Here is an 11933-nt window from a genome sequence, read left to right as displayed (position 1 = left end):
CCTGCAGTAAAGCGGTTGTGTGTTCCTAGGGTTCGAGTACAACCTTGAGCGACTTGTCGCCACGTTCCATCACCGCAAACGCTTCCTTGAAGTCCGCCAGGGCGAACTTGTGGGTGACTACATCGCGCATATCGATCTTGCGGTTGCCGATAAAGTCGATGGCCCGCGGGTACATGTACGGCCCCAGGTGCGAGCCGAGGATGTCCAGCTCCTTGCGGTCGCCGATGATCGACCAGTCCACCGTGGCCTCGTCGTTGAATACGCTGAACTCCACGAAGCGCCCCAGCTTGCGCAGCATCGCCAGGCCCTGGTTCACCGCCTTGTGGTGCCCGGTGGCCTCGATATAGATGTCGCAGCCATAGCCGTCGGTGATCGCGCGGATGTTGGCCAGTACGTCCACTTCGGCCGGGTTCCACACTTCGTCGGCGCCCATGCGCAGGGCGAGGGCGGCGCGTTCGGGTTTCATGTCGAGCACGATGAGTTTTTTCGGGTTGCGCAAACGCACGGCGCCGATGATGCCCAGGCCCAGGGTGCCGGCGCCGGCGACCACCACAATGTCGTCATGGTCGACGTTGGCGCGTTCCGCCGCATGCAGTGAGCAGGCCAGGGGTTCGATCAGGATCGCTTCGTCGGGGGCGATGGATTCCGGCACTTTGTGAATGATGCCTTCCTTGGTGAAGATCATGTACTGGGCCATGGCACCCTGCACATTGTTCTGGAAACCATAGAGGTCGTGTTTCTGGCACATCCAGTACTGGCCGTGGTTGCAGAAGCGACAGCCCCAGCACGGCACGATCTGCTCCGAGATCACCCGGTCACCGACCTTCACGCCGCGCTTTTCCGCGCCCGGGCCCAGGGCCACCACGCGACACACGAACTCATGGCCGGGGATCATCGGCGGCTTGACGTAGCGCGGTTGCTCGGCATCGCCCCAGAACGACGGCGCGCCGCGATAGGTCTTGATGTCGCCCATGCAAATGCCGCACAACTCGACCTTGGTGAGGATCTCATCGGGGCCGGGCGTGGGTACGTCGACGGTTTCCAGGCGATAGTCTTCCGGGCCGTGGCAAACCACGGCCTGCATGGTTTTCGGGATGGCCGGCGAGAGTTGTTCGGGTGTGCGTTCGGTGACAGTGGACATGACAAAACCTCACGACAGATAAATGAATTACTGAATGCTGTAGCCGCCGTCGATCACCAGGTTGGCGCCGGTGATCATCTGCGCGGCATCGCTGAGCAGGTACAGCGCCAGCCCGGCGATTTCCTCCGGCTGCGCAAAGCGGCCCGCCGGGATCTGCAATTTGGCCCGTTCGCCGACTTCACCGGCCCAGGCCTTCTTGCCCAGCGCGGTCTCGACGATGGTGGGGGAAATGGCGTTGACATTGATGTGCGGCGCCCATTCCATGGCCAATACCTTGGTCATGCCGACGATGGCCGCCTTGCTGGCGCAGTAGGCGACGTGGCGGTCGAGGCCGATCACCGCGGCCTGGGACGCGAGGTTGACGATGCGCCCGCTGCCCTGGGCGAGCATGTGCCGGGCGCAGGCCTGGGCCACGAAAAAGCTGGCCTTGAGGTTGATGTCCAAGGTGGTGTCCCAGGCGCTTTCGCTGACATCGACGGCCTTGTCCAGCAGGGCCACGCCGGCGCTGTTGATCAGGTAATCCAAGCGTTGGAAGTGTGCGAAGACTTGGTCGATGGTGTGTTGCACCTGGTTGATCTGGCTGAGGTCGACGGCAATGCCCAGATGCCCGGCACCCAGGCCCGCTGCCACTTCAACCACCGCCGGGTCGCGGTCGAGCAAAGCCACGCGGGCGCCGCGCTCCACCAGCAGGCTGGCACAGGCCAGGCCGATACCGGCGGCGCCGCCGGTGATCACCGCGCAACGGCCGTTGAGGTCGAAGGCTTGGTTCCAGAATCCAGACATGCATGACTCCTCTTTCAATAACGATCGAGATCCAATGTGGGAGGGGGCAAGCTCTCTCCCACACTTGACTGTATTTCAAGCCAATAACTACTTACCGCCACTGACCTGTTTGTACAGCGCATCGGCGTTGGCGTTAGTCACGGGCACCCACGGCAGGATGTAGGTCTTGGCCGTGCCATCGCCCCATTTCACGTCCTTGGCATAGCGCTCCCAGATCACCGACTGCGGTTTGTAGTCCTTGCCGGCCAGTGCGCGCAACGCCACGTCCAGTGCGCCCTGGGACTGGGCCTGGGCGTCCTGGAGGAAGGTGGTGACTTCGTCTTTTTTCGCCGCCTGGATCGCGTCCGGCATGCCGTCGATGGACGTGACGGGCACATCCTTGGAGGTCAGGCCGTGGGATTTGAGGGCCTGCACGGCGCCGAGGGCCATGTCGTCGTTCTGCGCGATCACGCCGTTGATGCCTTTGGGGTGGGCGTTCAACCAGTCTTCGGTCAGCGCCAGCGCCTGGGCGCGGTCCCAGTTGGCGGTCTTTTTCTCGATGATCTTGATGCCAGGGTGCTTGCCCAGCACTTCCAGCTCGCCTTTCTCGCGGTCGATCTGCGCCGACTGGCCAATCGGGCCCTGGATGATCACCACGTTGCCCTTGCCGTTGAGCTTGTCGACCATGGCCTGGGCCTGCAGGCGGCCGCCTTCGACGTCATCGTTACCGACGTAGGGCACCGAGGCGTCGGCGACCTTGGTGTTGGAGGCGATAACCACCACGTCGTTGCTCATGGCTTGCTTGATCGTGCCGACGCCGGCCTTGGTGTCGATCGGCACGAACAGGATTGCGTCATAGCGCTGGGTCACCATGTTTTCGATCTGGTTGTTCTGGGTCAGGGCGTCGTAGTTGCCGTCGAACACGGTCAACTGCACGGTGCCATCCTTGACCGCCGGGTGCTCCTTGAGCTCGCGGACCCAGTTCTGCATGAACTGGCCTTTGAGGCCATAGACGGCCGCGCCGACCTTGTAGGTCTTGCCGTCGGCGGCCATTGCGATACTGCCGGCGAGCAGGGAGAGAGCCGCCGCGGCGGCCAGGGTGGTACCAAGTTTCATGGGGGAACTCCGGTTATTGTTGTAGTGGTCGTTCTCTAGCGTTTTTTCTTGCGCCACACGTCGATCAGTACTGCAAACACGATGATCAGGCCCTTGGCGACCTGCTGGTAATAGGAGGACACGCCGAGCAGGTTCAGGCCGTTGTTGATCACGCCGATCAACAACGCGCCGAACAGCGTGCCGACAATGCTGCCGGTGCCGCCCGACAGGCTGGTGCCGCCGATGACCACGGCGGCTATCGCGTCCAACTCATAGGACACCCCGGCCTGGGGCAGGGCGGAGGTGGTGCGTGCCGACAACACCACGCCCGCCAACCCGGCGAGCAGGCCGGACACCACGTACACCGAAAACATCACCTTGCGCACGCCGATCCCGGAGGTGCGCGCGCTCTTTTCATTGCCGCCCACCGCGTACACATAGCGGCCGTAGGTGGTGTAGCGCAGCACCATCCAGAAGATCAGCGCGACCACGGCGAAGATGATGATCGGCACGCCAATCGGGCCGATCTTGCCGATGCCCAGGGCCAGGTAGGCGTCGGGCAGGTCGGTGATCGGGCTGCCGTCGTTGAGGATGAAGGTCATGCCGCGGGCAATGCTGAGCATGCCGAGGGTGGCCACAAACGGCGGGATCGACAGGTTGGCGACCATAAAGCCGTTGACCACGCCGAGCATCGCCCCGGCAAACATCCCCGCACTCACTGCCGCCAGCAGCCCGTAGCCCTGGGTCGCGACCATGGCGCTGCACAATCCGGCAAAGGCCAGGATCGAGCCGACGGAAAGGTCGATGCCCTTGGTCAGGATCACGTAGGTCATGCCCACCGCGAGGATGCCGTTGATGGAGGTCTGGCGCAGGATGTCCATCCAGTTGCGCCAGGTCATGAAGTACTCGCTGGAAAACGCCATCACCACGCACAGCAGGATAAACACCAGCGGCAGGCCGAAACGGTCTAGGGACAGGCGCAGGCGGTTGCGTGGCGCTGTGGTGATGGGGGCGGCAATGGTTTTGGCATTCATGAGGCAAGACTCAACAGGGCTTCCTGGGAAAGGGCGGTGTCGGTGCTGATGGTCACCAGGCGGCCGCCCTTGAAGACGGCGATGCGGTCACTCAGGTGCAACAGTTCCGGGGCTTCCGACGACACCACGATGGCGGCGCCACCGGCGCGCACGAATTGATCCAGCAGGTGGTAGATCTCCTGCTTGGCGCCCTCATCGATACCCCGTGTCGGCTCATCGCACAGCAGGCACACCGGTTCGGTCGACAGGCATTTGGCGAGCACCACTTTCTGTTGGTTGCCGCCGCTCATGGACGCCACCGGCAGTTCCAGTGAGGTGGTTTTGATCTGCAGGCGCTTGACCATGTCCTGGGCCAGTTGGGTTTCCTTGTGCGCATTGATCAGCGACCAACTCGACAGGCGCTTGTAGGCCGACAGCGCAATGTTGGAAAGAATGCTGCCGGTAAGCACCAGGCCGCTGTCCTTGCGGTCTTCGGTGACCAGCGACATGCCGGCATTGATGGTCGCCTTGGGCAGGCCCACGGGCATGGGCTTGCCTTGCAGGGTGACGCTGCCGGAGTCCGCCACGGTCAGGCCATAGATGCAGTTGAGGAATTCACTGCGCCCCGAGCCCATCAGGCCGTAGATGCCGAGGATTTCACCCTGGCGCAGTTGCAGGCTGATGTCGTGGAACTCACCGGCGCGGCTGAGGTTGTCGACTTGCAGGCAGGTGTCGGCGGCGCATTCGCGGCCGACCTTGTGGTCGATGCGGGTCAGTTCCTGGCCAACGATGCCGCGCACCAGGTGGTCGCGGTCGATATCGGCCATGCGTCCGCTTTCCACAAAGGCGCCGTCGCGGAAGATGCTGTAGTCATCGGCGATCTGCGCCAGTTCGCTCAAGCGGTGCGATACATAGACGATGCCGGCGCCCCGCGCGGTGAGGCGGCGAATCGCCTTGAACAGGGTTTCGGCTTCGCGCTCGCCAATGGCCGACGTTGGCTCGTCCATGATCATCACCTGGCAGTCATGGCTGAACGCCTTGGCGATTTCCACCAGCTGGATCTGCGCCACGCTCAGGCGGTGCATGGGGCTGCTGGCGTCGACATCGAATTCAAGGCTTTCCAGCAGCTCGCGGGTGCGGCGGTTCAAGGCCTTGTTGTCGACGATGCAGCCGGCGCGGCGCGGTTCGCGGCCCAGCCAGATGTTTTCGGCGACGGTCATGTAGGGGATCGGTTCCAGTTCCTGGGTGATCATCGCGATCCCCGCCGCGAGGGCTTCGCTGGGGCGATTGAACTGTACGGCGGTGCCGTTGAGCAGAATGCTGCCGGCATCACGCGGGGTGATGCCCATCAGGATGCTCAGGAAAGTCGACTTGCCTGCGCCATTGCCGCCGCACAGGGCGTGGACGCTGCCGGCCCGCAGAGAGAGGCGCCCGTCACGCAGGGCAGGGATCCCGGCGTAAGCCTTGGCGACGTGTTCAGCCTGGAGCAGTAATGGCGTGGCCATCGGCGTGTCCTCGTGCTGTGAATTCTTATTAGGTCGCACAGTCATGTTTCGCTGTGATCATATGTGTATCAAATGAAATTCTGATCAGTCAATCTCTTTCATGTAAATGCTGCGATTCTGATCTTTTTCGCCAATTACCCTTTTTTAGAGCGCTTTGACTGACAGGTCAGTTAAATCCCGCTTGACAGAAGAGGGGTAACGCCTGCGAAATGAATGAGAGAAATTTCATTGAGTGATCAATTGATCAGTCGTAAGCACCCTCACGGCAGCGGAGCCAGACACCATGAACACACCTTTCCCGGTGGCTATCGGATGCGATGAAGCGGGTTTTGAGCTCAAGGAGCTGTTAAAGCGCCATATCGAGGCGCTGGGCTATCCGGTGACCGACTTCGGCACCCATTCCACCGCGCCGGTGTTGTACCCGGACATCGCCCTGGCCGTGGCCACCGCCATCAACGCCGGGCAGCAGCGCCTGGGCGTGCTGGTGTGCGGCACGGGGATCGGCATGGCGATCTCGGCCAACAAGGTGCTCGGGATTCGCGCGGCCCAGGCCCATGACACGTACTCGGCAGAGCGGGCGCGCAAGAGCAACGATGCGCAGATCCTCTCTATCGGCGCGCGGGTGATCGGCGCCGAACTGGCGAAAAGCATCGTCAAGTCGTTCCTGGAGTCGGAGTTCGAGGCGGCACGTTCCGGGGCCAAGGTCGAGCGCATCAATGCGATCGAGCGCGATGGGCATCAATAGTGGACGTAGCAGGGCAAGAGTCGGGAGAATGCGCCTTTGACGCCGAAACGGAAGCCCGTCCCCATGAGTGACAGTACCCAGCGCATGGCCAGCGATATTGATCAGATGACCGAAGTGGCGATGCTCTATTACCTCGAGAACGTCACTCAGGAAGCCATCGCCAAGCGCTTCGACCTGTCCCGGGCCAAAGTCAGCCGATTGCTCAAGCGCGCGCGGGATGAGGGCATTGTCGAGGTGCGCGTCTTGCAGCATCCGGCGATGAACAACGAGCTGGAACAGGCCTTGGTGGCGCGCTTCAAGCTGGATCGCGCGTTGATCGCGGTGGACCACAGCGACCCCGATACCCAGCGCTCGGCGGTCGCCAGCCTGGTGGCCAACTACCTGAACAAGACCTTGAGTGACGGCATGATCGTCGCCGTGGGCATGGGCCGCAACGTCGGCGCCGTGGCCGATAACGTGTTCCTGCCGGTGACGCGCAACTGCACATTTGTCTGCGCCATTGGCGGTTCGCTCAAGGCCGGCGAATACATGAACCCCGATCACATCTGCCGGCGCCTGGCCCTGCGCTTTGGCGGCGAGAGTGAAAGCCTGTACGCCCCGGCCCTGGTGGCCAACCCGGAGTTGCGCGGGGTGTTGATCAACAACGACACGGTGCGCTCGACCCTCGACCGTGCGCGGCGGGCTGATATGGCGCTGATCGGCATCGGCGACATGAGCGAAAACAGCAATATGGTGCGCATGGGCTGGTTCTCGCCCCAGGAAATCGCCCAGGCTCGCCTGTCCGGTACCGTGGGCGACATGATGGGCTATGACTTCATCGACATCCACGGCCAGCCGGCGGTCAACGCGATCCAGGGGCGAGTGATCGGGTTGACGGTGCAGGAGTTGTTTCGCATCCCGGACGTGGTGGCGATTGCCAGCGAGAACACCAAGGCGGCGGCAACGCTGGGGGCGTTGCGTTCGGGGGTGATCAATACCCTCGCAACCACCGTCACTAATGCCCACACCATCCTGGCGCTGGACGACGCAACCCGTAAAACCTGACACACCCTCATCGGGACATGGGTATCGTTGGCTCAACGCCGGACGCCCGGCAGACAGGGCTGTTGTGGTGAGCGGGCTTGTCCCGCGCCGGGCTGCGAAGCAGCCCCAAAACCAGCCTCTACAGAGCGCCTGATACACCGCGTTCTTCTTTACTGGGGCTGCTTCGCAGCCCGGCGCGGGGCAAGCCCGCTCACCACAGAGATTGGGCAGGATCTGAAAATACTCATGCTCATCGGGGGCAAGCCCCTTCCCACATGATTTTGTGTGGGGTTCGAAGACAGGTTTTGTAATAGTTTTGCGTTGCAGGAAATTTGTATTTCGCCTGTAGGATTCAAGTCCTTTTGTTATTTCAGGACCTGCATGAACATCCTCTCGGAGCCTCCCAGTCGTCTTTCCCCAAGACATCCGCCGCCGCTGTTCCCGCTGAAACACCCCGTATCCCGACTGCCAGCCGTGTCCCGGTCCACTGACCGCGCCTTGCCGTGCCCGGCATTCTGAAACCTGTAGAGAGACTTGTATAAATGGAATGGTTAGCGGATCCAACGGCCTGGCTCGGCCTGTTGACCTTGATTGTGCTGGAACTGGTGCTGGGCATCGACAACCTGGTGTTTATTGCGATCCTGGCGGATAAGCTGCCGCCGGAGCAGCGCGACCGAGCGCGCTTGATCGGTTTGTCCCTGGCGTTGCTGATGCGCCTGGGCTTGCTGGCGAGTATTTCCTGGTTGGTAACCCTGACCCAGCCGCTGTTCGAGGTGTTCGACAAGAGCTTCTCCGGCCGTGACCTGATCATGCTGTTCGGCGGTGTGTTCCTGTTGTTCAAGGCCACCATGGAACTGCATGAACGCCTGGAAGGCCATGTGGCCCAGCGCACCGGCAACGTGGCATACGCGATGTTCTGGCCGATTGTGGCGCAGATCGTGGTGCTCGACGCGGTGTTCTCCCTGGATGCGGTGATCACGGCCGTGGGCATGGTGGATGAGCTGGCGGTGATGATGATCGCCGTGATCATTTCCATCGGCCTGATGATCGTCGCGAGCAAGCCGCTTACACGCTTCGTCAACGCCCACCCGACGGTGATCATGCTGTGCCTGGGCTTCCTGATGATGATCGGTTTTGCCCTGACCGCTGAAGGCCTGGGTTTCCATATTCCCAAGGGCTACCTGTACGCGGCGATTGGTTTCTCGATCCTGATCGAGGTGTTCAACCAGATTGCCCGCGCGCGTCGCAAGAAGTCGGCCCAGGGCGTGTTGCCGGTGCGTGAGCGCACGGCCCATGCGGTGATGCGCTTGCTCGGCGGTCGCAGCCTGGCGGTGGAGGAGGTGGGGGAAGAGGTGGCTGACCTGTTGGGCGAGACGGATGCCGCCCAGGGGCCGCTGTTCGACCGACGCGAGCGGGTGATGATCAGCGGTGTGCTGCAACTGGCCGAGAGGCCGATTCGCAGCTTGATGACGCCGCGGGCCAACGTCGACTTTATCGACCTGGCGGACGACCCCGACACGATTCGCCTGAAGCTGATGCATTCGTCCTATTCGCGCCTGCCGTTGATCCGCAATGGCGCGGTGGATGAACCGTTGGGCTTTGTGCATAAGAAGGAATTGCTCAAGGAGTACCTGGCCGGCAACGAGCCGAACCTGGAGCACCTCGCACGCCGGGCGATCAACCTGCTGGAGAGCTTTTCGATCCTCAACGCCCTGGAACAGATGCGCCAGGAATCCACCCATATCGCCTTCGTGATCAACGAATTCGGTGACTTCATGGGCGTATTGAGCATGACCGACATTCTTGAATCCATTGCCGGTGAGTTGCCGGACGCCAGTGAGATCGAAGGGCCGGATATTGTCGAGGAGGGCGCGGGCTTCCGTGCCAATGGCGCCCTCAACCTCACCCAGATTCGTCAGCGTACCGGCTTCAAGGCCGTCGCGACCGAGGACTACCAGACCCTGGCCGGCCTGGTGATGAGCCTGCTCGACCGCCTGCCTGTGGTGGGCGATAGCCTGGAGCATGAGGGCTGGCGCCTGACGGTGGCGGCGGTAGAGGAGCGGCGGGTGACGCAGGTGTTATTGCAGCCTTGCGGCGTGCATAACGCCTGAAGGTGTCCTCCACAAACTGCGCTTGCTGCTCCTCGGGTCCGAAACCCTTGAATGTTTCCATCAAGGTGCCGTTCTGGAAGACCAGCAGCGTCGGGGTGCCTGTAACCTGCGGGTGCCTCGGCGTTTTCGCGCAATCGAGCACCAGGCTCACTACTGATCGGTACTGGGCGGCAATCTGCTCGAACAGCGGCCCGGCTACCCCGCAGGCTGGGCAGTGAGCTGAGATGAACAGCATGAACACCGGGCGCGAACTGCTCAGCACGCGCCGGTAGTCGTCGGTAGTGGCAATGGTTGCAGTGGCAATCCCCATGATGATCTCCCTTTGGACCGTGCAGGTTTTTTACCAACGCTAGGCCCGGGGACCGTCACCGTCTACTGTCAACCTTCACAGGTCTGCCTCACGCTCCACCCGTTCCCGGGCCTTGCGCGCCTGGTTTGCGCACTTGCGGTATTCCTCATTGTCCCGGGAGGCCTTGGCCCGGCGGTAGTCGTGGTGGTTCTGGCTGGTGTAGTTGGTGTCGAAGGCTTCCTTGAGCCTGCGCAGTTCTTCCTTGCAGTCGCGGCGGTCGTTGCTGGCCGACGCGTTGCCGGCTGCCAGCAAGGTGAGCATCACCAGGGTAAGGCATGACTTCATCAGGGCAGGGTCCTTGTCGGCAGGGATGTGCCAAGGCTAGTCCAGCGTGGGGATTTTTCCACGCTGCGCGCGCACTGCAACGGTGCGCGGTAACGCTGTCGCAGTGCGTCCAAAGGGACCTGTCACCGCCATATGGGGCCCTGGGTAGCAAAGTGATTGCAGATGCTGGCGTAGCGCCTTGTCTCCCCGAAATATTTATCTATCTGATTTAAAAAGCCTTTATTGCAGGCATGTTTTTCTTTGAGGGCGTGTGGCACACTTTCTGCTGTCTATTCCGTTGTTACATACTATGTTCCGGTATAGCGGAATACACAACTCCTGGAGTGCTTGTCATGCATCACCGACCTTCCGTGTTTAAAGCGTGTGTTTTTCTCTTCGCCGCATCGGCTTCCCTCGCAGGCATCGTGCAGGCGGCGGACAGCAAGCTCGATGATGTGCTCAAGCGTGGGCACCTGATCGTGGGTACAGGCAGTACCAATGCGCCGTGGCACTTCCAGGGAGCGGATGGCAAGTTGCAGGGGTTTGATATCGACATCGGCCGTATTGTGGCCAAGGGCTTGTTCAACGACCCGAGCAAGGTCGAGTTTGTGGTGCAGTCGTCCGACGCACGCATTCCCAACCTGCTGACCGACAAGGTCGACATGAGCTGCCAGTTCATCACCGTCACCGCCAGCCGTGCCCAGCAAGTGGCGTTCACGCTGCCGTACTACCGCGAAGGCGTGGGCCTGCTGCTGCCGAACAACAGCAAGTACAAGGAAATCGAAGACCTGCAGGCGGCGGGCGATGGCGTCACCGTGGCGGTGCTGCAGAACGTGTATGCCGAAGAACTGGTGCACCAGGCGCTGCCCAAGGCCAAGGTCGACCAGTACGACAGCGTCGACCTGATGTACCAGGCGGTGAACTCCGGTCGCGCCGATGCTGCCGCCACCGACCAGTCCTCGGTCAAGTACCTGATGGTGCAGAACCCTGGCCGCTACCGCAGCCCGGCCTATGCCTGGAGTCCGCAGACCTACGCGTGTGCGGTCAAGCGTGGCGACCAGGACTGGCTGAACTTCGTCAACACCGCGCTGCATGAAGCCATGACCGGTGTGGAATTCCCCACCTACAAGGCGTCGTTCAAGCAGTGGTTCGGTGTGGACCTGCCGGAACCTGCCATCGGCTTCCCCGTCGAGTTCAAGTGATTCGTGAAAACCGGGGCGCCGCCAACGGCGCCCCCATCAGGTACTGCTGACCATGAACTATCAGTTGAACTTTGCCGCCGTGTGGCGCGATTTCGACACCTTGCTGGCGGGGCTCGGCCTGGGCCTGCAACTGGCATTGCTGTCGATCGCCATCGGCTGCGTGATCGGCCTGTTGATGGCGTTTGCCATGCTGTCCAGACATCGTGCGTTGCGAATCCTGGCCTCGGTGTATGTGACGGTGATCCGCAATACGCCGATCCTGGTGCTGATCCTGTTGATCTACTTCGCCTTGCCTAGCCTGGGTATCCGCCTGGACAAGATCCCCTCGTTCATCATCACCCTGTCGCTGTACGCCGGTGCCTACCTGACCGAAGTGTTCCGCGCCGGGCTGTTGAATATTCCCAAGGGCTTGCGTGAAGCCGGACTGGCCATCGGCCTCGGCGAATGGCGGATCCGCGCCTATATCACCGTGCCAGTGATGCTGCGCAACGTACTGCCCGCGCTGTCGAACAACTTCATTTCGCTGTTCAAGGACACTTCCCTGGCCGCCGCCATCGCAGTGCCCGAGCTGACCTATTACGCCCGCAAGATCAACGTCGAAAGCTACCGGGTGATTGAAACCTGGCTGGTCACGACCGCGCTCTACGTGGCGGCCTGTTACCTCATTGCCATGCTGCTCCGTTACCTGGAACAGCGTCTGGCGATCCGTCGTTAAGGAGGGTG

Annotated in this window: 11 protein-coding genes and 1 pseudogene; 5 read left to right on the top strand and 7 right to left on the bottom strand. The window is 61.7% G+C overall.

What is annotated here, in order from left to right; genetic code table 11:
* Positions 1 to 25: 25 nt before the first annotated feature.
* The 5 genes from V3W40_RS05715 to V3W40_RS05695 all read right to left on the bottom strand — a co-directional run bounded on the left by V3W40_RS05715 (position 26) and on the right by V3W40_RS05695 (position 5516).
* On the bottom strand, positions 26 to 1141 hold the full coding sequence (locus V3W40_RS05715) for an MDR/zinc-dependent alcohol dehydrogenase-like family protein (RefSeq protein ID WP_065948191.1): 1116 nt from the start codon (positions 1139 to 1141) through the stop codon (positions 26 to 28).
* A 27-nt stretch (positions 1142 to 1168) separates the two neighbouring features.
* Positions 1169 to 1924, bottom strand: a complete 756-nt coding sequence (locus tag V3W40_RS05710; RefSeq protein WP_065927170.1) for an SDR family oxidoreductase — start codon at positions 1922 to 1924, stop codon at positions 1169 to 1171.
* Between the two features lie 87 nt (positions 1925 to 2011).
* Entirely contained in the window at positions 2012 to 3019 is a 1008-nt protein-coding gene (locus V3W40_RS05705; RefSeq protein ID WP_330214607.1) for a substrate-binding domain-containing protein, read from the bottom strand.
* 35 nt (positions 3020 to 3054) lie between these two features.
* Entirely contained in the window at positions 3055 to 4032 is a 978-nt protein-coding gene (locus V3W40_RS05700; protein WP_027608638.1) for an ABC transporter permease, read from the bottom strand.
* A complete protein-coding gene (locus V3W40_RS05695; protein WP_330214606.1) occupies positions 4029 to 5516 on the bottom strand; it encodes a sugar ABC transporter ATP-binding protein in 1488 nt (495 codons plus the stop codon). The genes V3W40_RS05700 and V3W40_RS05695 overlap by 4 nt, the downstream gene beginning before the upstream one ends.
* 283 nt (positions 5517 to 5799) lie before the next feature.
* Between V3W40_RS05695 and rpiB the strand changes: the two genes are divergently transcribed.
* The 3 genes from rpiB to V3W40_RS05680 all read left to right on the top strand — a co-directional run bounded on the left by rpiB (position 5800) and on the right by V3W40_RS05680 (position 9395).
* Complete coding sequence (gene rpiB / locus V3W40_RS05690) at positions 5800 to 6261, top strand: ribose 5-phosphate isomerase B (RefSeq protein ID WP_016969738.1); 462 nt, start codon at positions 5800 to 5802, stop codon at positions 6259 to 6261.
* Positions 6262 to 6324: 63 nt separating this feature from the next.
* Positions 6325 to 7305 (top strand): sugar-binding transcriptional regulator, encoded by a 981-nt coding sequence (locus V3W40_RS05685; protein ID WP_027608636.1) that lies wholly within the window; start codon positions 6325 to 6327, stop codon positions 7303 to 7305.
* Between the two features lie 521 nt (positions 7306 to 7826).
* Complete coding sequence (locus V3W40_RS05680; protein WP_027608635.1) at positions 7827 to 9395, top strand: TerC family protein; 1569 nt, start codon at positions 7827 to 7829, stop codon at positions 9393 to 9395.
* A gap of 19 nt (positions 9396 to 9414) precedes the next feature.
* Here V3W40_RS05680 and V3W40_RS05675 read toward each other — a convergent pair.
* Positions 9415 to 9705 (bottom strand): annotated as a pseudogene (locus tag V3W40_RS05675) (thioredoxin family protein); the annotation flags it as partial.
* A gap of 75 nt (positions 9706 to 9780) precedes the next feature.
* Positions 9781 to 10029, bottom strand: a complete 249-nt coding sequence (locus V3W40_RS05670) for a hypothetical protein (protein WP_065927168.1) — start codon at positions 10027 to 10029, stop codon at positions 9781 to 9783.
* A 332-nt stretch (positions 10030 to 10361) separates the two neighbouring features.
* Between V3W40_RS05670 and V3W40_RS05665 the strand changes: the two genes are divergently transcribed.
* Together V3W40_RS05665 and V3W40_RS05660 are read left to right on the top strand one after the other, a co-directional pair.
* Entirely contained in the window at positions 10362 to 11210 is an 849-nt protein-coding gene (locus V3W40_RS05665; protein ID WP_027608633.1) for a transporter substrate-binding domain-containing protein, read from the top strand.
* A gap of 52 nt (positions 11211 to 11262) precedes the next feature.
* Positions 11263 to 11925 carry an amino acid ABC transporter permease gene (locus V3W40_RS05660; protein WP_027608632.1) on the top strand — a complete coding sequence of 221 codons (663 nt, stop codon included), beginning with the start codon at positions 11263 to 11265 and terminating at the stop codon, positions 11923 to 11925.
* Positions 11926 to 11933 lie beyond the last annotated feature (8 nt).

It is taken from the genome of Pseudomonas sp. AM8 (genome assembly GCF_036346475.1).
In the GTDB taxonomy this organism is placed as follows: domain Bacteria; phylum Pseudomonadota; class Gammaproteobacteria; order Pseudomonadales; family Pseudomonadaceae; genus Aquipseudomonas; species Aquipseudomonas marginalis.
Note: the sequence above shows the minus strand (reverse complement) of the source record. Positions and strands in the feature narration are given on the sequence as shown.

Bases quoted from the DNA above. Each gene is read 5' to 3' on its own strand.
- V3W40_RS05680 (WP_027608635.1), top strand. From the start codon at position 7,827: ATGGAATGGTTAGCGGATCCAACGGCCTGGCTCGGCCTGTTGACCTTG.
- V3W40_RS05665 (WP_027608633.1), top strand. From the start codon at position 10,362: ATGCATCACCGACCTTCCGTGTTTAAAGCGTGTGTTTTTCTCTTCGCC.
- rpiB (WP_016969738.1), top strand. From the start codon at position 5,800: ATGAACACACCTTTCCCGGTGGCTATCGGATGCGATGAAGCGGGTTTT.
- V3W40_RS05710 (WP_065927170.1), bottom strand. From the start codon at position 1,924: ATGTCTGGATTCTGGAACCAAGCCTTCGACCTCAACGGCCGTTGCGCG.
- V3W40_RS05685 (WP_027608636.1), top strand. From the start codon at position 6,325: ATGAGTGACAGTACCCAGCGCATGGCCAGCGATATTGATCAGATGACC.
- V3W40_RS05715 (WP_065948191.1), bottom strand. From the start codon at position 1,141: ATGTCCACTGTCACCGAACGCACACCCGAACAACTCTCGCCGGCCATC.
- V3W40_RS05705 (WP_330214607.1), bottom strand. From the start codon at position 3,019: ATGAAACTTGGTACCACCCTGGCCGCCGCGGCGGCTCTCTCCCTGCTC.
- V3W40_RS05670 (WP_065927168.1), bottom strand. From the start codon at position 10,029: ATGAAGTCATGCCTTACCCTGGTGATGCTCACCTTGCTGGCAGCCGGC.
- V3W40_RS05695 (WP_330214606.1), bottom strand. From the start codon at position 5,516: ATGGCCACGCCATTACTGCTCCAGGCTGAACACGTCGCCAAGGCTTAC.
- V3W40_RS05660 (WP_027608632.1), top strand. From the start codon at position 11,263: ATGAACTATCAGTTGAACTTTGCCGCCGTGTGGCGCGATTTCGACACC.
- V3W40_RS05700 (WP_027608638.1), bottom strand. From the start codon at position 4,032: ATGAATGCCAAAACCATTGCCGCCCCCATCACCACAGCGCCACGCAAC.